This is a genomic window from Neisseria sp. P0006.S009 (genome assembly GCF_051962915.1).
Classification (GTDB): domain Bacteria; phylum Pseudomonadota; class Gammaproteobacteria; order Burkholderiales; family Neisseriaceae; genus Neisseria; species Neisseria subflava_E.
Genome location: NZ_JBQCUV010000002.1, coordinates 375,680 through 394,315 on the forward strand (window position 1 = coordinate 375,680; position 18,636 = coordinate 394,315).

The 18,636-nt window shown below is 51.1% G+C and carries 15 protein-coding genes; 2 read left to right on the plus strand and 13 right to left on the minus strand.

What is annotated here, in order from left to right:
- Positions 1 to 62: 62 nt before the first annotated feature.
- Both ACTHTK_RS05585 and sstT read right to left on the minus strand, forming a co-directional pair.
- Complete coding sequence (locus tag ACTHTK_RS05585; RefSeq protein ID WP_107723892.1) at positions 63 to 1,919, minus strand: ABC transporter ATP-binding protein; 1,857 nt, start codon at positions 1,917 to 1,919, stop codon at positions 63 to 65.
- Positions 1,920 to 2,146: 227 nt separating this feature from the next.
- A complete protein-coding gene (gene sstT / locus ACTHTK_RS05590; protein WP_107723893.1) occupies positions 2,147 to 3,370 on the minus strand; it encodes a serine/threonine transporter SstT in 1,224 nt (407 codons plus the stop codon).
- A gap of 447 nt (positions 3,371 to 3,817) precedes the next feature.
- Between sstT and ACTHTK_RS05595 the strand changes: the two genes are divergently transcribed.
- Together ACTHTK_RS05595 and ACTHTK_RS05600 are read left to right on the plus strand one after the other, a co-directional pair.
- Complete coding sequence (locus ACTHTK_RS05595) at positions 3,818 to 5,659, plus strand: autotransporter assembly complex protein TamA (RefSeq protein ID WP_107723894.1); 1,842 nt, start codon at positions 3,818 to 3,820, stop codon at positions 5,657 to 5,659.
- A gap of 78 nt (positions 5,660 to 5,737) precedes the next feature.
- A complete protein-coding gene (locus ACTHTK_RS05600) occupies positions 5,738 to 9,886 on the plus strand; it encodes a translocation/assembly module TamB domain-containing protein (RefSeq protein ID WP_440378464.1) in 4,149 nt (1,382 codons plus the stop codon).
- Between the two features lie 239 nt (positions 9,887 to 10,125).
- Here the strand turns inward: ACTHTK_RS05600 and ACTHTK_RS05605 are convergent, their stop codons facing one another.
- The 11 genes from ACTHTK_RS05605 to ACTHTK_RS05655 all read right to left on the minus strand — a co-directional run bounded on the left by ACTHTK_RS05605 (position 10,126) and on the right by ACTHTK_RS05655 (position 18,617).
- Positions 10,126 to 10,299: a hypothetical protein gene (locus ACTHTK_RS05605; RefSeq protein WP_049323681.1), complete on the minus strand. Its 174-nt coding sequence runs from the start codon at positions 10,297 to 10,299 to the stop codon at positions 10,126 to 10,128.
- Positions 10,300 to 10,311: 12 nt separating this feature from the next.
- Entirely contained in the window at positions 10,312 to 10,890 is a 579-nt protein-coding gene (locus tag ACTHTK_RS05610; RefSeq protein ID WP_063068580.1) for a sigma-70 family RNA polymerase sigma factor, read from the minus strand.
- A gap of 142 nt (positions 10,891 to 11,032) precedes the next feature.
- Positions 11,033 to 11,719, minus strand: coding sequence for an HvfC family RiPP maturation protein (locus ACTHTK_RS05615; RefSeq protein WP_107723896.1), 687 nt, complete (start codon positions 11,717 to 11,719; stop codon positions 11,033 to 11,035).
- On the minus strand, positions 11,709 to 12,551 hold the full coding sequence (locus ACTHTK_RS05620) for an HvfB family MNIO-type RiPP peptide maturase (RefSeq protein WP_063068582.1): 843 nt from the start codon (positions 12,549 to 12,551) through the stop codon (positions 11,709 to 11,711). The genes ACTHTK_RS05615 and ACTHTK_RS05620 overlap by 11 nt, the downstream gene beginning before the upstream one ends.
- A gap of 86 nt (positions 12,552 to 12,637) precedes the next feature.
- Complete coding sequence (locus ACTHTK_RS05625; protein WP_107723897.1) at positions 12,638 to 12,910, minus strand: hypothetical protein; 273 nt, start codon at positions 12,908 to 12,910, stop codon at positions 12,638 to 12,640.
- Between the two features lie 98 nt (positions 12,911 to 13,008).
- Positions 13,009 to 13,458, minus strand: coding sequence for an HvfX family Cu-binding RiPP maturation protein (locus tag ACTHTK_RS05630; protein ID WP_004519155.1), 450 nt, complete (start codon positions 13,456 to 13,458; stop codon positions 13,009 to 13,011).
- Between the two features lie 222 nt (positions 13,459 to 13,680).
- A complete protein-coding gene (recQ, locus tag ACTHTK_RS05635) occupies positions 13,681 to 15,990 on the minus strand; it encodes a DNA helicase RecQ (protein ID WP_440378465.1) in 2,310 nt (769 codons plus the stop codon).
- A gap of 217 nt (positions 15,991 to 16,207) precedes the next feature.
- Positions 16,208 to 16,543, minus strand: coding sequence for a zinc ribbon domain-containing protein YjdM (locus tag ACTHTK_RS05640; RefSeq protein WP_440378466.1), 336 nt, complete (start codon positions 16,541 to 16,543; stop codon positions 16,208 to 16,210).
- Between the two features lie 62 nt (positions 16,544 to 16,605).
- Complete coding sequence (locus ACTHTK_RS05645; protein WP_440378467.1) at positions 16,606 to 16,941, minus strand: hypothetical protein; 336 nt, start codon at positions 16,939 to 16,941, stop codon at positions 16,606 to 16,608.
- Positions 16,942 to 17,218: 277 nt separating this feature from the next.
- On the minus strand, positions 17,219 to 18,193 hold the full coding sequence (locus ACTHTK_RS05650) for a hypothetical protein (RefSeq protein WP_440378468.1): 975 nt from the start codon (positions 18,191 to 18,193) through the stop codon (positions 17,219 to 17,221).
- The gene (locus ACTHTK_RS05655; RefSeq protein ID WP_440378469.1) at positions 18,186 to 18,617 is read right to left on the minus strand and encodes a hypothetical protein; all 432 of its coding nucleotides are present in this window, start codon (positions 18,615 to 18,617) and stop codon (positions 18,186 to 18,188) included. The genes ACTHTK_RS05650 and ACTHTK_RS05655 overlap by 8 nt, the downstream gene beginning before the upstream one ends.
- Positions 18,618 to 18,636: the final 19 nt, after the last annotated feature.

Here is an 18,636-nt window from a genome sequence, read left to right on the forward strand (position 1 = left end):
GCTTCATTAATAAAGGCCGTCTGAAAATGTTTTCAGACGGCCTTTTATCTTCTTTCAAAGCGTTAATTGTTTTCCCACTCGACATGCTCACTCAAGAAGCCGCCGCTTTGGTGCGCCCAAAGTTTGGCGTACAGGCCTTGTTTCTCGAGCAACTCGGTGTGGCTGCCTTCTTCGATGATGCGGCCTTTGTCCAAGACGATGAGGCGGTCCATCGCGGCGATGGTGGAGAGGCGGTGGGCGATGGCAATCACGGTTTTGCCTTCCATCATTTTGTCGAGGCTTTCTTGGATGGCGGCTTCGACTTCGGAGTCGAGCGCGCTGGTGGCTTCGTCAAGCAACAGAATCGGCGCGTCTTTGAGCATAACGCGGGCGATGGCGATGCGTTGGCGCTGGCCGCCGGAAAGTTTCACGCCGCGTTCGCCAACGTGCGCATCATAGCCGCGTCGGCCTTTGGCATCGCTTAAGTTTGGAATAAAACCGGCGGCCTCGGCGCGTTCGGCGGCGGAAATCATTTCGGCTTCGGTTGCATCGGGACGGCCGTAGATAATGTTGTCACGGACGGAGCGGTGCAGCAGGGAGGTATCTTGTGTCACCAAACCGATTTGGGCGCGCAGACTTTCTTGGGTCACGCTGTCCACGTTTTGGCCGTCGATCGAAATCGTGCCGCTTTGCGGTTCGTAAAAGCGTAGGAGCAGGTTGACGATGGTGGATTTACCCGCGCCGCTACGGCCGATCAAGCCGACTTTTTCGCCGGGTTTGATGTTCAGATTAAAGCCGTTAAGAAGCGGTTTGCCTGCTTCGTAGGAGAAATCGACATGATCAAACTTGATTTCGCCTCGGGTGACTTTAAGCGGCAAGGCTTGCGGCTTGTCGAGGATGGTGTGGGGTTTGGACAGGGTGGCCATGCCGTCGTTGACAGTACCGATGTTTTCAAACAATCGGGCAGATTCCCACATGATGTATTGCGACAAACCGTTCACACGCAATGCCATGGCTGTGGCCGTGGCTACCGCACCTACGCCGACTTGGCCGTGATACCAAAGCCAAATACCCAAGGCGGTCGTACCGACGGTCAGCGAACTGTTGACGATAAAGCTGCAGGTGTGCAGCAGCGTTGCCAAACGCATTTGGGCATGGACGGTTACCATAAACTCTTCCATCGACTGCTTGGCATAAGCGGCCTCGCGCGCGCCGTGGGAGAAAAGTTTGACGGTGGCGATATTGGAGTAGGCGTCGGTAATGCGGCCGGTCATCAGCGAGCGTGCATCGGCCTGACGCGCAGCGGTTTTGCCGAGTTTGGGAATCAGAAAGCGCATAATCATCGCGAATCCAATCATCCAGCAGATAAACGGCACGATAAGCCAGGCATCGAATGAGGATAGAATCACGCCGGAAGTGATGAAGTACACCAGCACATACACAACCATATCGGCAACGGTCATCACGACATCGCGCAGCGCCAGCGCGGTCTGCATGACTTTGGCGGACACGCGTCCTGCAAATTCGTCCTGATAAAAGCCCAGGCTCTGCCCCAGCATCAGGCGGTGGAAATTCCAGCGCAGGCGCATGGGGAACACGCCTTGCAGGGTTTGCAGGCGCACATTGGAAGCGAAAAAGGTCCAAACGGCAAAAAATGCCACCATGGCCATCATGCCGATTAATGCATGGCCTTTTTCAACAAAAAGCGTTTGCGGCGTATAAGCGCCGAGCCAGTCGACCACCTTGCCCATAAATTGGAACATCAAGGCTTCCATAATGCCGACGCCGACCGTAAACACGGCCAACACGGCAATCCATTTGCGCACGCCTTCAATGTTGCTCCAAATAAACCGCCACAACCCTTTTTCTGGCGTTTTCGGGGCGGCTTCGGGATAAGGATCGATGCGGGACTCGAACCATGAGAATATTTTTTTAATCATTGTTTTTGCAAATTTGATAAGACGGCCAGGCCGTCTGAAAAGGATAACTCAAATACATTCAAGGCTGTATTTTACGGGAAAAATCCAACTGATGACAGCAGATACCGTCAGTCCGACCAAACCAATCTATCGGCTTGGCCATCTAAAAATCCCTTTGCTTTGCCCAAAACAAAGGCCGTCTGAAACTTTTCAGACGGCCTTTGCCGGATTGGGCTTAACCCTAAAAATTACTCTTTACGTTGACGACCCAAATCGGCAGCGGCAGTAAACAAAACGTCGGTGGAAGAGTTCAACGCCGTTTCTGCAGAGTCTTGAATCACGCCGATGATGAAACCGACGGCAACCACCTGCATGGCCACATCGTTATCGATACCGAACAGGCTGCACGCCAATGGAATCAGCAGCAACGAGCCGCCGGCCACACCGGATGCACCGCACGCACTGACGGTAGCCACCAGGCTCAACAGCAGGGCGGTGGCGAAGTCAACCGTAATGCCTTGCGTGTGCGCCGCAGCCATCGCCAAAACGGTAATGGTAATGGCCGCACCGGCCATATTGATGGTTGCACCCAATGGAATGGAGATAGAGTAAGTGTCTTCGTGCAGACCCAGTTTTTTCGCCAATGCCATGTTCACAGGGATGTTGGCGGCGGAAGAACGGGTGAAGAAGGCATACACGCCGCTTTCGCGCAGGCAGGTAAACACCAGCGGGAAAGGATTGCTGCGGATTTGCGACCACACAATAATCGGGTTGACCACCAACGCAATAAACAGCATACAGCCGAGCAATACGGCCAACAGCTGCATATAGCCGGCAAGCGCTTCAAAACCGGTTTCCGCAATGGTAGAGGACACCAAGCCGAAAATACCCAGCGGCGCAAAACGGATAATCCATTTCACAACGGTCGAAACGGTATCGGCCAAATCGGCCGCCACTTGGCGGGTCGTATCCGAACCGTGATGGCGCAAAGCCGCACCCAATATCAGGGCCCAAGCCAAAATGCCGATATAGTTGGCATTGGCCAGCGCGTTAATCGGGTTGGCCACCAAATTCATCAGCAGCGTTTTCAACACTTCGATAATGCCGGAAGGCGGCGCAACGGATACATCGCCGGCCGCACGCAGAATCAGCGTAGTCGGGAATGCCATACTGGCAATGACTGCCACCACGGCCGCGGCAAACGTACCGAAAATATACAAAATTAAAATCGGTTTGATGTGGGCCTGATTGCCTTTTTGGTGTTGCGCAATGGCGGCAGTCACCAAAACAAATACCAAAATCGGTGCAATAGCCTTAAGCGCACCGACAAACAGGCTGCCCAGCAGTCCTGCGCTGATACCGACTTGCGGCGCAACTGCGCCCACAAGAATACCTAAAACCAAGCCGATGGCGATTTGCACCACCAGGCTGACGCTGTTGATCGCGTTTAAAAGCGGATTGCCACTTGCCATATCCGTTCCTTCAATTTAAAGATATGTTAAAAAAGTCTTACATTCTAAAATAAAAAATCATTTGTCGGCGAGGTTTTCATGCACACCTCACAAAAACAGCATTAAAGTTTAGCATTTATGACACAGTTGGCACTTTATACCAAAAATACAGTCAAACCCGCTCAAACCCTACTTTAAAGTATGCCCATACCGTTGCTTTACTTCTCTATATCTTGCTTTCAGACGGCCTGAAATCTGCGCCATAAGGCCGAATACAAAGGCAACTTCATCAATCAAAATACAAAAACATAAATATTACAATCAGATAGAAACAAACCAAAATCCGCCCTTACGTCACATTTTGCAACATTATCGCGCTAAATTTCCGTTTATAACCATAGCCTGAAACCTTGCAGAAATAATGTTAAAATCCCCAAACTGAAGAATTGTCGCTGTCGAACACACATCATGACCAAACTGACCTACCCTGTTTTATTTGCATCATTGGCGCTCGCCTACGGACACGCGTTGGCAGTAGATACTTCCGTTCCCAAAGCGGAAGACTACGAAGCTGTTCCCGAATCCGAAATGCCCAAGCAGCCCAAAGACGACCAAACAGGCAAACTCAAGCCCAAATTCCCCGTCAAAATCGACACCCAAGACAGCGAAGTCAAAGAAATGCTTGAAGAATACCTGCCGCTGATTACCCAGCAGCAGGAAGAAGAGCTGGATAAAGAGCAGGTCGGCTTCCTCGCCGAAGAGGCACCCGACAACGTCAAAACCATGCTCCGGACCAAAGGCTACTTCAACAGCAACGTCAATATTCAAGACCACGGCGAGAGCTACACCGTCAACGTCACCACCGGCCCACGCACCAAAGTCGACAACGTCAGCGTGGCCATCCTCGGCGACGTATTGAATGACGACAACTTGGCCGAATACTACCAAAATGCGATGGAAAACTGGCAGCAGCCCGTCGGCGAAAACTTCGACCAAGACGGCTGGAGTGCAAGTAAAACCTCCGTACTCAGCGCGGTAACACGCAAAAAATATCCATTGGCAAAACTCACCACCACCCAAGCCACCATTAATCCCAATACCCAAAAAGCCGACTTGAACGTCATCGTGGAGAGCAACCGCCCCATTTACTTTGGCGATTTCCAAATCACCGGCACACGCCGCTACCCTGAGAGCGTGGTTTCTGGCATGGCGCGTTTCCACCCCGGTTCGCCTTACGACTTGGACAAAATCCTCGACCTGCAACAGGCGCTAGAACAAAACGGCCACTATTCCGGCGCGTCCGTACAAGCCGACTTCGACCAACTGCAAGGCGACCGCGTTCCCGTCAAAATCAACGTGACCGAAGTCAAACGCCACAAACTGGAAACCGGTATCCGCTACGACTCCGAATACGGAATCGGCGGCCGCATCGCCTACGACTATTACAACCTCTTTAACAAGGGCTACATCGGTTCCATCGTTTGGGACATGGACAAATACGAAACCACGCTGGCCGCCGGTATCAGCCAACCGCGCAACAACCGCGGCAACTACTGGACCAGCAACGTTTCCTACAACCGCTCGACCACGCAAAACCTTGAAAAACGCGCCCTGAGCAGCGGCATTTGGTATGTCCGCGACCGCAACAATATCGATGCCCGGTTCGGCCTCGAATTCATTACCGAAGACCGTAAAGTCCCCGACACCAGCTACGATTTGGGCCGAAGCCATGCCACCATGCTGACCGCCTCATGGAAACGGCAAAGCATCGAAACCGAGCTGCATCCTCAAAACGGCTACTACCTCGACGGCAAAATCGGCTCGACCTTGGGCAAATTCCTCTCCTCCACCCAAATGGCACGTGCCACGGCACGCGCAGGCTATTTCTTCACGCCTGAAAACAAAAAACTCGGTACGTTCATCGTACGCGGACAGGCAGGCTATGTTTATGCCCGCGAAGGCGAAGAAGTGCCGTCCAGCCTGATGTTCCGCACCGGCGGCGCAACTTCTGTACGCGGTTACGAACTCGACAGCATCGGCTTGGCCGGCCCCAACGGCTCCATCCTGCCGCAACGCGCCTTGGTGGTCGGCAGCCTCGAATATCAATTCCCGGTCACCAAAAGCTTCTCCGGCGCCATCTTCCACGATGTCGGCGATGCGGCAAGCAACTTCAAACACATGACCTTAAAACACGGTACCGGCTTGGGCGTGCGCTGGTTCAGCCCGGTTGCGCCGTTCTCCTTCGACATTGCCTACGGCCACCATGACAAAAAAATCCGCTGGCACATCAGCTTAGGCACAAGATTTTAACAAACATACACCATCCATTCTTTCAGACGGCCTCAGCCATTCCAGGCCGTCTGAACAACAGACAAACAGAAAAATATCATGACCGATACTGCAAACACTTCCACGCCGTCTGAACAACAGCCCGCCCCGCCAAAGCGCAAAAAACGCCTGTTGCGCGGCCTTGTCCTGTCCGCCTTGGGCGTATTGACCGTTTCCGCCGGCGCGATCGGCTGGCTGGTCGGTACGGAATCGGGTTTGCGTTTCGGTTTGTACAAAATCCCGTCATGGTTCGGCGTCAAAATCTCTTCGGATACGCTGAAAGGCACGCTGATTGACGGGTTTGAAGGTGACAAATGGTTGATTGAAACAGAAGGTGCGGATGTCAAAATCAGCAGCTTCCGCTTTGATTGGAAACCGTCCGAACTGACCCGTCCGTCCTTGCACATTACCGAAGTCGTGGCCGGCGACATCGCCATCGTGACCAAACGCACGCCGCCCAAAGAAGAAGAGCCTTCAAAAGGCCTGCCCGACAGCATAGACCTGCCCGTTACCGCCTATCTCGACCGTTTGGAAACCGGCAAAATCAGCGTGGGCAAGCGTTTTGACAAGCAGACCGTCTATCTCGACCATCTGCACGCAGCCTATCATTACGACAAAAAAGAACACCGCCTCCACATCAAAACTGCCGATACGCCATGGAGCAGCTCGACAGGCGCGGTGGTGCTCGGTTTGAACAAACCCTACGTCCTCAATACCGCCATCTACACCAAAGGCCAGCTTGAGGGCGAAACCATACACAGCACGGTGCGCCTGTGGGGCAGCCTGCAAGACGTGTACACCGACCTGCTGCTCGACGGCGACAACGTTCATTTGTCTGCCAAATCCACCATCCACCCATTCGCCGACAGCCTCAACGAAACCGTTGGCGAAATCCTGGTTAAAGGTTCCAACATCAATCCGCAGGCCTTCCTGCCCAGCCTGCCCAAAGCGCGCCTGAATTTCGATGCCACCACCATTCCGTCCTTTACAGACGGCGTTGCGCTGGAAGGCTCGATTGACTTGGAAAACGACCAAGCCGGTTTTGCCGATGAAAATCATATCCCCGTCAAACGCATCCTCGGCGAATTCATCGTCGACGATAAAGGCACGGTCATGATTGAAGACATCGGCGTCGACCTGCTCAAAGACGGCAGCATCGATGTATCCGGATCAATCGATACCGCCCAAGACCAGCTCAAACTCGCACTGGGCATCAACAATACCGGCGCAGACGACTTTGTCCGTCAAAACATCGCAGGCCGTCTGAACGGCAGTATCGACGTCAAAGGCGAAACCTCCTCCCCCGTTGTCAACTGGAATCTCGACAGCGGATTTGCGCGTACAGACGGCATGCTGTTTCTCCAAACCGACAAACAGCTCGGCCAGCGCACGCTCAAGCTCGACAAAGTCCGCCTGGTTCCGCAAAACGGCGGCGAACTCAATGCCAAAGGCTCGCTCGAACTCTTCAAAGACCGCAAACTGCAACTGGACATTGTCAGCAAAGCCTTCAACCCTGCGCGCATCGATCCGCAGCTTCCGCAAGGCAGCGTCAACGGCAACATCAACTTAACCGGCATACTGGCGCAAGAAAAATTCGCCGGCAAAATGCAGTTTGCACCGAGTACGCTCAACGGCGTTCCGCTCAGCGGCAAAGCCGACGTCGCCTATGAAAACAAACACCTCGCGCGCGCCCTGACCGACCTGACCCTTGGCAACAACATCGTCAAAACCAACGGCAGCTTCGGCAAAAAAGGCGACCACCTCAACCTCAATATTACCGCCCCCGATTTGTCGCGTTTCGGCTTCGGCTTGGGTGGCCTGCTCAACGCGCGCGGCTACATCTCCGGCAGCTTTTCAGACGGCCTCAAAACCCTTGAAGCCGATTTGAACGGCGAAGCGCGCAACTTCAAAGTCGCCGATACCGTCAACATCCGCACCCTCGACTTCAAGCTCAAAGGTTCGCCAGATACCAACCGTCCGTTGAGTGCCGATATTAAAGGCGAACACATCGCCGTCTCCGGCGGTGCGGCCCTGATCGACAACGTCAACCTGCTCATCAGCGGCACAGGATCGCACCACCACATCCGAGGTAACAGCAGCATGGCGGTGGACAACAAACGCTACAAACTCGACCTCGACGCCACCGGCGGCCTCAACAAAGACCAAACCCAATGGAAAGGCACGGTCGACACGCTCGACATCAACGGCGCGTTCAACCTCAAACTGCAAAACCGCCTCAACCTCGAAGCCGGTAGCGAACGCGTTTCCCTCAGCAGCGCGCGCTGGGCGGCCATGGGCGGCAACCTCAACCTGCAAAATTTCGTTTGGGACAAGAAAGCCGGCATTACCAGTAAAGGCAGCGCACAAAATCTGCACATTACCGAATTACACAACTTCTACACTCCGCCTATCGAACACAACCTCGTCTTGGGCGGCGACTGGGATTTGGCGTACAGTCAAAACGCGCGCGGCTTTCTCAACATCAACCGTCAAAGCGGCGACATCATCCTGCCGAGCAAAGACCCGAAAAACAAACAGCCTTTGGGACTTTCCGCGCTCGCCCTGCGCACCCGTTTCCAAAACGGTCGCATCGACAGCACGCTGGAAGGCAACACCCGCTTCGGCAAAGTTGACGGCACGCTCGGCATCGCCCAGCAGTTCGGCAACAACATCAACAACGCCCCTGTCAGCGGCAAAGTCAATATCAGCGTTCCCGATTTAGGCTCGCTCAAATCCTTTATGCCGGCGACAGCCCAAGGCATTGCAGGCCGTCTAAACGCGACCGCCACCATCGGCGGCCGACTCGGTTCGCCTACCGTCAACAGCAACCTCGACCTCCAAACCAATTATGGCCGGGCCGACGGTACCGTCAACATCGGTCAAGGCACCAGCTTCGATACCGCCCCTCTGAGCGGCAAACTCAACCTGAACGTTGCCAACCTCGAAGTCTTCCGTAACTTCCTACCCGTCGGCCAAACCCTCAAAGGCCGTCTGAACGCCGCCGTCAACTTGGCAGGCCGTCTGAACGATCCGCAACTGAGCGGCCTGATTAACGGCGACAACCTCTATTACCGCCATCAAACCCAAGGCCTGATTCTCGACAACGGCGTATTGCGTTCACGCCTGCAGGGTCAAAAATGGGTCATCGACAGCCTCAAATTCCACCGTGGCGGCACGATTGAGCTCAAAGGCGCGGTCAACCTTGCCAACGCCAACCCCGATGTCGACGTGGACATCGTCTTCGACAAATACCGCACCCTCTCGCGTCCAAACCGCCAACTGCAGCTCTCCGGCGCGGCCAAAGTCCTCTACAATCCGGAAAAAGGCGTATCGCTCAACGGCACGCTCAACACCGACTACGGCAGGTTCGGTTCACAAAAATCCTCCATGCCGACCCTCGATGACGACGTGGTCGTACTGGGCGAAACCAAAAAAGAAGCAACGGCCACCACGCCGATTAATATGAACCTTGTCTTGAACATCAACGACAATGTCCGTTTTGTCGGCTACGGCGCAGACGTTACTATCGGTGGCAAACTGGCCATCACGTCCCGTCCGGGCGAAGCCGTCCAAGGCGTCGGTACCGTGCGCGTTGTCAAAGGCCGCTACAAAGCCTACGGCCAAGACCTCGACATCACCAAAGGATCGGTTTCCTTTGTCGGCCCGCTGACCAATCCAAACCTCAACATCCGTGCCGAACGCCGTCTCTCCCCGGTCGGTGCAGGTGTCGAAGTCCTCGGCAGCCTCAACAATCCGCGCGTAACCTTGGTTGCCAAAGAAGCCATGAGTGAAAAAGACAAACTCTCCTGGCTCATCCTCAACCGTGCCAGCAGCGGCAGCGACGGCGACAATGCCACGCTCTCTGCGGCCGCCAGCGCACTGCTTGCCGGCCAAGTCAACGACCGCATCGGCCTTGTCGATGATTTGGGCTTTACCAGCAAACGCAGCCGCAATGCCCAAACAGGCGAGCTCAACCCTGCCGAACAAGTCCTGACCGTCGGCAAACAGCTCACCAACAACCTCTACGCAGGTTACGAATACGGCATCTCTAGCGCCGAACAATCCGTCAAACTCGTGTACCAACTGACCCGCGCCATCCAAGCCATTGCCCGCATCGGCACACGCTCATCCGGCGGCGAATTGAAATACACCATCCGCTTTGACAACTGGTTCGGCAAAGACGAACCCGAGCCGGAAGAACAACACTAAAAGCCGTGAAAAAGGCCGTCTGAAATTCATCTTTCAGACGGCCTTTATCTTGTTCTACCGTATTAGAATCTTTCTCCCATGCCTCAAAAGACAAAGGCCGACAGCGCAAGTTTGAAAATAAAGGCAACTAAAAAAGTGAACGGCAAACCATAGCTTATTCAAGGTTAGCGATAAATCAAACAGATACAAAAAGGCCGTCTGAAACTGACAGGGGCAGGTTTCAGACGGCCTTTTTTGAATCATCGAAACATCTTGTGCATGGCGTTGCTGATTAATTCGAGCTGTTTCTTATATTCGCGGCAACGGGGACAGAGCGACAGGTGCACGGCAAGGGCAATGCGGTTAAAAAGACTGAGACGCACTTGGTCTTGCTGTTTGGAAATCAGATCGGTTATTTTGCGGCATTTTTTCATGGCGTTTTCCTGTCAGGCATGGGAGAACCATTTGATTTGCAGGCACTGGCGCAAGGTTTCGCGCGCGCGGTGCATGATGGTGTGATAGTTGGCATGGCTGATGCCGCATTGCTCGCGGATTTCATCGCTTGAAAAACCGAGAATTTCTTTCATGGTAAACACGCGAGCGGTGTTTTCCGGCAGATGGTAGAGGCAGGTCTGTAAAACTTGGTAGAACTCTTTATTGTTCAAACTGGCTTCGGGCGAGTCCCAACCCTGAGGTTGTCCTTCATCCGTCCAATGCCCATCAGCGGCAAAATGTCCTTCAAAGGCTTCATCCAAGGCTTCCTCGTCGCGCGTGACGAAAACTTGGCGTTGCCGTCCGATTTGGCGCAGGCAGTCGGTAATTTTGTTTTTTAAGATTGCAAACAGCCAGCTGCTCACTTGGGCGTCGCCTTTGAAACCCTCGGCTGCACGGTAGGCAGAAAGCATGGTTTCCTGTACGAGGTCTTCCGCCAAATCGGGGCGGTCGGGCAGCTGGATATGGGCAAAGCGCAGTAGCAGTTTACGGGATTCGGCAAGCTCGGCATCGGTCAGTTCGGGTAGGGCCATAATGTATCAGTATGAAATGAATGATCAATATGCTTCTGATTTTACGCTGATACGGAAAGAGCATGCGATTGAATCTATAAACGATTTCAGTAGTATTTTTGTTTCGCCGAAACCGACTGCGCCCGTTTCAGACGGCCTTGGTTTATGCCGCAACCAAAATGCCCTGTTCCAGCCATTCCGCCCATTTCTGCCTTAATGCGTCCTGCCAAACGTTTTCAGACGGCATGAACTCTGCCAGCATGGTTTGCAGGCCGTTTAGGGAAGTGGGCGTTTCTGCCAGCGTTTCCAGCAATAAGGCATCGAAATCGTCGAGCGTTTGATACATCACGTCGTCTTCCTTATCGCGCCACACCAAAACGGCGGTTTCCGCCTCCTGCAATTCGTCCGTCACATCATACTGATAACGGCGCACAAAGGCGGCGGGAGAAAGGGTGTAAGCCAAATCGTCTGAATCGGCAGGCGAGGCTTCGCTGTCGGTTTGAGCGGTTTCGGCGAGCAGCTGGGTGTGTTCAAAGTCCATCAAGGCCAAGAGGTCGTCTGAAAGCGGCAGGCTTTGGCAATATCGGAGGAACTCGCCGGGGATTTCTTGAAAATAGGGCGTTTGGGCACATGCGTCGCGGACGAAACCTTCTTTCAGACGGCCCCATTCTTCGCTGTCAAAGTATTGCAGCGTTTCGGTATAACAACGGTCGATAAAGCTGTGAATATTGTTGCGTATCAGTCGGATATAGACATTCAGGCGCTCTCGCGGCAATCCGTCTGCGGCTTTGCCTTCGCGTATGGCTTTGGCAAAGCGGTGTTGGTATTGGGCGGAAGTTTCAGGCTGCACGGCGGTATTCCTTTCCGGCACGCATTTGATAGTCGGCGATTTTGGCGACTTCGGCTTCGAGTTCGGCAAAAGGCGGAAAATTGAAATCGCGTTCCAACAGGGTGGGCGGAATCGTCGGCAGTTTGGCATAGGCCAGTTCGAGCAAATCCCAAACAGTCGGCAATACCGCCGCACCATGCGTATCAATCAACAATTCCGGCGTTTCCACGTCATGTCCGGCAATATGGATATAGCACACGCGCTCTGCGTCCACATTCTCTAAAAAGGCTTCAGGCGACAACAGGCCGTGATTGACGGCGTTGACATAGATATTGTTCACATCCAAATGAATGCCACAATCGGCTTCACGGGCAACCGCGTTGAGGAACTCGACCTCATTCATTTCGGCAAGCGGAGAATGCAGGTAGTAGGAGGTGTTTTCTACGGCGATGCGGCAGCCCAACCGGTCTTGCACTTCGCGGATACGCCGCGCTGTATGTTGCACCATTTCTTCAGTGAAAGGCAGCGGCAACAAATCGTAAAGATGACCGCCGTCGTGGCAATAGCTCAAATGGTCGGAGAAAAATGTGCAGTCATAACGGCGCATCATTTCTTTGATTCCGTCTATTAAATCGGTATCCAGTGGGGCTTGTCCGCCCAACGACATGGATAATCCGTGCAATGCCAGCGGCAGCCGTTCCGCCACGCGGTCAAACTGTTTGCGCGCCCTGCCGCCCATTTTCAGCCAGTTTTCGGGGGCGGCTTCGATAAAGCGTATCGGGCTGTCATCTGAAAGCGAGAGGAAGTCTTCCGCCAAGTCGCGGCGGTAGCCCAAGCCTGCGTGTTGAATCATGGTGATGTCCTGTTATGGTGCCGTATGAACGACAAAGTCGCATTTTCGTTTGTAAAATGCGACTTTGTTAAAGGTATATTGCAGGATTATTTAGAACCGCATTTACCTTCGCCGCATTTACCTTCTACTACTTTGGCAGCTTTGGCTTTAGATGCTTTGCCTTTTTTGGCGTGTGCTTTTTTCATGGCCGCGCCGCAAGAACCTTCACCGGCTTTGGCAGCCGCGCCGCAACTACCTTCGGCAGCTTTAACAGTTTTCTCAACAGCCACGTCGCTGGCGGCTTTATCAGCGGCAACAACACCGGCAGCCAGAGACAGGGACAGTGCACCGGCCAGAGCAGCAGCTACATTTTTTTTCATTTCAACTTCCTTTTTAAAATATGGGTTTAAAAACAAATCAAGGGATAATATCGGGCATTTAAAGTCGGCCCGCGACCATTAATCCTTAAAGATAATCCTTAAAGAAAATGCTTGATACGGCAACAGCGTTTCTTCAGCAGGGCATCCAAAGACAGACGGCCTGCGCCCTGCAATAGGACAGGAAATAAAACCACCAAATAAATCAGTGCTATTTTATAACCGTTGTCGCACACATTGTAACCCAAGCCGGCATGTACCGCAGACCATGCGACAGCCGTTACGACCATCAATCCCAGCGCGGACAGCCGCGTTGCCAAGCCGACGATGAGCAGCGCAGGCAAAACCAGTTCCGCCCACATGGCCAAATTCCAGTTGACCGTATCCGACAACAAATTGAACGGAAAGGGAAATTGACTGTTTATTTCTGCAAACCAGTTTTCCCCGTTCCATTTTTCCAAACCGGACTCAAGAAATTCATACGCGGCAAAAAGCCTGAGCGTCAACAAACCGAAAGCAGCCTGCCAAGAGGGGTTGGATGAGGTGTTCATTTATTTTCCTAATCAATGTGTGTTGAATGGGATGGGACGAAAAATCAATCGGCACCATCCCATATTTCATGCCTGTTTAGACGCGGCAGCTTTAAAAAACTGACGAAACAAATGAAGATATCTTCTTATTCATTGTTTTATAAAGATTAAAAATTCAAAAGGCCGTCTGAAACACCATGCTTGATTGGGTTTCAGACGGCCTTTAATGATGAACGCGGTCAATCAATCCGCTTGTTTACACAATTCGACAATTTCTGCGCCGTATTTGTCGATTTTCTCCTCATTCATGCCGTGGATTTCCGCCAACTCCGCCAAATCTTGCGGCCGTCGGGCGGCAATCGCGCGCAGGGTAACTTTGCTGCATATCTGATAGGCTTCGAGGCCTTCATGGCGGGCAGTATCGATGTTCCACTGAAGCAGGCAGCGCATCAATCGGCGTTTGCGTTTGTCCTCTTCACTCAGGCCGTCTGAAAACGGGCGGCAGATGTTTAAAATGCCCTCGCCGTATTGCTCTATACGTTTTTCGCCGAGCTTATACACACCTAAAAGGTCGATGGGTTCGGCAGGCGTATTGGTCAACAAATCATCCATGCTTTCGTTGGAGAATACCGTACCCAGCGTTACTTGATCGGCACTTGCCTGCTGCTCGCGCCAAGTTTCCAAAGCCCGTTTTAAGGCCTGTTCGCGCTCGCTCAAGCTGTGGATAACTTGTGCGCTGTCTGTGGAAACCGTACCGGCTTCAGCCGTTTCGCAAACGTCGAGTATCTCCAAACCGAATTTATTGATTTTCGCCTCACCCAAGCCGTAGATTTGATGTAAATCTTCCAACCTTCGGGGCATTTTTTCGACAATATCGCGCAGGGTTTTGTCGCCGCAAACCACATAGGCCGGCACTTCCTCTGCCCGGGCGCGTTGTTGCCGCCATTGACGCAATGCCTGCCACAAACGCTCTTCGCGCTCGGTACGCAACCAATCGTCTTTCGGTTTTTGGGTGGCCGTTTTTTCGCGGCGCAGGGGACGCAACATAACTTCGGTTTCGCCCTTGAGGACTTTTTTTGCCGCTTCGGTCAACTGCAGGGCTTGATGTTGCTCGACATTGACGGTGAGATAGCCCAAGCTGATGCACTGGCGGATAACGCTGCGCCATTCTTTGTCAGTCTGTTCGCTGCCAATGCCGAATGTGGATAACTTGTCATGGCCGTTGCGCTGTATCCAATCGTCGCTTTTGCCGCGCAAAAGGTTGGTGATGTAACCAGCGGCAAAACGTTGTCCGGCGCGGTACACGCAGCTGAGTAATTTTTGCACCAACACTGTGCCGTCAAACCGCACAGGCGGATGCAGGCAGTTATCGCAATGGCCGCAAGGTTCGGATTCTTCGCCGAAATGTTTGAGCAGCAGTACGCGGCGGCAGGCGGCGGTTTCGCAGACGGAAAGCATGGCATCGAGTTTTTGCATTTCGATTTGCTTTTGCACCTCGTCGCTGTTGCCTTCGGCAATCCGTTCGCGCAGCAACACCCAATCGTTCAAGCCGTAACAGAGCCAGCTCACGGCAGGCAGCCCGTCCCGGCCGGCGCGCCCCGATTCCTGATAAAAATGTTCGACACTTTGGGGCATATCGAGATGGGCGACAAAGCGCACGTCGGGTTTGTCTATGCCCATACCGAACGCCACGGTCGCCACCACAATAATATTGTCTTCATGCGTAAAGCGGCGTTGGTTTTCCTCGCGCACGTCCATGCTCAAACCGGCATGATACGGAATCGCCTCCAAGCCGTTTTCACACAAAAACTGAGCCACATCCTCGACTTTTTTGCGGCTTAAGCAATACACAATGCCGCTTTGCCCATGCATCTGCTTGCGGATGAAATCCAGCAATTGTTTTTTGCCATTATTTTTTTCGATAACCTGATAATAAATATTCGGACGGTCAAAGCTGGAGATAAATTCGGGCGCATTGTCCAAGTGCAGATAATGCTTGATGTCAGCTCGCGTGGCCGCATCGGCGGTAGCGGTCAGGGCGATGCGCGGGATGTTCGGATAGCGTTCGGCAAGCATGCCGAGCTGTTGATATTCGGGGCGGAAATCGTGTCCCCATTGGCTGACGCAATGCGCCTCATCAATGGCAAACAGGCTGACGGTTTGTTGGTCGAGAAAACGCAAAAAGCGGTCGGTAACCAAGCGTTCCGGCGCGACATAAAGCAGTTTCAGACGGCCTTGGGCAAGCTTGTCGGCAATCTCGCGCGCCCCATCTGCCGACGTACTGCTGTTGACTGCCGCCGCTTCAATCCCGGCCACATGCAGGCTGGCTACTTGGTCGTTCATCAACGCAATCAGCGGCGATACGACAACCGCCACGCCTTCGCGCATCAGCGCCGGAATCTGGTAACACAAAGACTTGCCCCCGCCCGTCGGCATCAGCACCATCAAACTCTCGCCGCCGGCCAAAGCATTGACGATAGCCTCCTGCTTGCCACGAAATTCGGGATAACCGAATACTTCGTGCAAAATCTGTTTGGCGGTCGGCTGAGGCATAATGGTTCCGTAGAATAGGGGAAAGCGTTATTTTAACGGTTTTGCACCCGCGTATGTGCGGAACATTTTTCCGCCGCTTTTTCAGACGGCCTGAAATTCAACTCTATTAAAGTTATTTAATTTTAAATAAATATTTATTTTGTTTTGAATGAAATATGTAAAGGCCGTCTGAAATCCTAATCTTCGGATTTCAGACGGCCTTTCAAAAATAAAATCTTTAGGCTTTTTTGACGAACTCAGATTTCAAGTTCATCGCGCTGCCATCGATTTTGCAACCTATATTGTGGTCGCCCTCTTGCAGGCGGATGCCTTTGACTTTGGTGCCTTGCTTGATGACCATAGAGCTGCCTTTGACTTTCAAATCTTTAATCAAGACAACCGTATCGCCATCTTGCAAGACCGCGCCGTTGGCATCTTTGACTTCCAAGGCATCATCGCCGACAGCCGCAGTATCGGCCTCGTTCCACTCATGGGCGCACTCAGGGCAAACGTATTGAGTGCCGTCTTCGTAAGTGTATTCCGAGTGGCATTTCGGGCAGGGAGGTAGGGACATGAGGTTTCCTTATAAATATGATAAAAGAATCGTAAAACGCAAATAATACAATGTCTAAATTATTACTTCGCCTTGCTGCCGCCTACACCGTAAACGGCGTTCCATGCCGCATCCAACATCTGACCGGCTTGTTGCAGCTTGGCATTTTGCTGCTCTTTCTGAGCCAAGGCCGTCTGAATTTCGACTTTCAAACGGTCAATATCGGATTGCGCGGCCTGCAAACGGCGCTGCGCGCTTTCCAAATCACTTTGCAGGGAAATGATTTTGCTGTCGTTGCTGTTTTGCTCATTCAAAGCGGCACGGTAAACCGATTGGACGGACAGCAAACGGTCTTCCGCCTCACCGGCATACGCGGCGGCGGCGGATAACATCATCAGGGCAAGTAAGGTTTTTTTCATGGGTTTTCCTTTAAAGTTGTTTGATTTGTAAAGTAAAGCGCAGAGCCGATTTTTCAGCCGCCAAGTTTACATAATATGCTTGTTGGTCTTTGTTCTTGATGGTTTATTTTATCCAATCCGGACATTCAGGCTGCCGATAAAAGTTAATTCAATCAACTGTTGTGACAGGCAGGCGGCTATTATTTTCTCATATTCTCCGCCTTATTCCATTATTTTCTGGTTTTATTAGAAAAGGCCGTCTGAAAAATTTTCAGACGGCCTTCCCTTCAATTACGTTTTAAGAACGACTCATCCCCTGTGCTTGTGACTGAGCATACTGTCTTTGTTGTTCTTCATACTCAAAACGCTGCGTCGCTTCCTGAACCTTTGCAAGGCTTTCTTCTATCGGAATATAGGCTGCTGTCTGCATATCCATAGATACTCGATTCAATACGGGATTACGCTCACCAATCAGATACTGTCCGTCTTTTACATTAAACAGCGTGACATCTGTCATTTTTTTGGAATAACCCAACGCAGTAAGAGCCATTGCGGAGTTTTGCAGTTTTGCTTCCTCAATCGGTATCCCAGTTTTCTCATGGTATTCGGTTAGATGTCCTTTTACTGCATTGAAAAGATTTTGGGTTTCAGGAGCAAGGGATTGTAGTTTGGATACAAAAAAGGACTGTGAATATTGTAGTAGCTGTTCTTTCTCATTTTTAAATGATAATTTCATTTCCTCAGTAAAAACGCGATTATCATCCAAATTATTTATTGTCTCTCCTCTTTTTACTGCATCATAGATCCATTTTTCCAATGGATCTTTAGTTTCTCCTTTGATTATTGCTTGTTCCCATTTGAAATATTCCTTTTGTCCAACGGCATTATTCCATTTATCCATGTTAACTTCTTTTTGCCAATCCTCCATACTCATGTTAGCAGGCTTTTTAGAAATATCTTCATGATCATCAAGTATTGCTTTAGCTTGATCACGTCCTATTTCCTTGGATAATTCATGAAATTGATCCTGAGATACAGAGTAAGCAATACCAGAATTAGATATTAATATATTTTCAGCTACTTGTTGAATATTTTGAGTCATAACTGCACTTAAAAGAGCATGTCTATATGCATCATAGCTATTATTATGTGGGTCTATATCATCTTCCCCTGCAAAGCCACCATATTCATTAGCCTTTTTTACTGCATGCGACACAAAAGTACCAGCTACATACTCCTTAACAGTACTAGGACTAAAATAGTAATCACTCATTTTCACACTTCCCTAAATTAAAGTTAGAAAAATTTGAATTATTTGATATTTCTGCCTGTAAACAAATATTTTCATTTACAGGATAACAAACTTCGGGTTGTTTGTTCATAGGCCATGATTCAATGTAATAAACCTTCTCAAATTTTCCATTTTTTTTACCCCAAAATATTGTTTTATCTTCGGCCATTTTGTAAAAAAATAAATCTTGTCCTAATTTATTCTCAAAATCAGTTTCCAATACATAAGGTTTTTGAATACAAACTTCATCATACCCATTAAAAATCTCGATTAAAGGGATACTATTTTTTCCTTGAATTAATGGGAATAAGTTATTATTTCCATTAAAAAATCTAAAAAATAGACAAATAAACACTATTATTATAAATATGAGTACTAGAATAACTTTAAAAGAAATATTTTTCATAATCATACCATTATAAAAC

What these genes read in the sequence shown, in the direction of transcription:
- ACTHTK_RS05585 (WP_107723892.1), bottom strand. Translation starts at nt 1,919, where the DNA reads ATGATTAAAAAAATATTCTCATGGTTCGAGTCCCGCATCGATCCTTAT.
- sstT (WP_107723893.1), bottom strand. Translation starts at nt 3,370, where the DNA reads ATGGCAAGTGGCAATCCGCTTTTAAACGCGATCAACAGCGTCAGCCTG.
- ACTHTK_RS05595 (WP_107723894.1), top strand. Translation starts at nt 3,818, where the DNA reads ATGACCAAACTGACCTACCCTGTTTTATTTGCATCATTGGCGCTCGCC.
- ACTHTK_RS05600 (WP_440378464.1), top strand. Translation starts at nt 5,738, where the DNA reads ATGACCGATACTGCAAACACTTCCACGCCGTCTGAACAACAGCCCGCC.
- ACTHTK_RS05605 (WP_049323681.1), bottom strand. Translation starts at nt 10,299, where the DNA reads ATGAAAAAATGCCGCAAAATAACCGATCTGATTTCCAAACAGCAAGAC.
- ACTHTK_RS05610 (WP_063068580.1), bottom strand. Translation starts at nt 10,890, where the DNA reads ATGGCCCTACCCGAACTGACCGATGCCGAGCTTGCCGAATCCCGTAAA.
- ACTHTK_RS05620 (WP_063068582.1), bottom strand. Translation starts at nt 12,551, where the DNA reads ATGATTCAACACGCAGGCTTGGGCTACCGCCGCGACTTGGCGGAAGAC.
- ACTHTK_RS05625 (WP_107723897.1), bottom strand. Translation starts at nt 12,910, where the DNA reads ATGAAAAAAAATGTAGCTGCTGCTCTGGCCGGTGCACTGTCCCTGTCT.
- ACTHTK_RS05630 (WP_004519155.1), bottom strand. Translation starts at nt 13,458, where the DNA reads ATGAACACCTCATCCAACCCCTCTTGGCAGGCTGCTTTCGGTTTGTTG.
- recQ (WP_440378465.1), bottom strand. Translation starts at nt 15,990, where the DNA reads ATGCCTCAGCCGACCGCCAAACAGATTTTGCACGAAGTATTCGGTTAT.
- ACTHTK_RS05640 (WP_440378466.1), bottom strand. Translation starts at nt 16,543, where the DNA reads ATGTCCCTACCTCCCTGCCCGAAATGCCACTCGGAATACACTTACGAA.
- ACTHTK_RS05645 (WP_440378467.1), bottom strand. Translation starts at nt 16,941, where the DNA reads ATGAAAAAAACCTTACTTGCCCTGATGATGTTATCCGCCGCCGCCGCG.
- ACTHTK_RS05650 (WP_440378468.1), bottom strand. Translation starts at nt 18,193, where the DNA reads ATGAGTGATTACTATTTTAGTCCTAGTACTGTTAAGGAGTATGTAGCT.
- ACTHTK_RS05655 (WP_440378469.1), bottom strand. Translation starts at nt 18,617, where the DNA reads ATGAAAAATATTTCTTTTAAAGTTATTCTAGTACTCATATTTATAATA.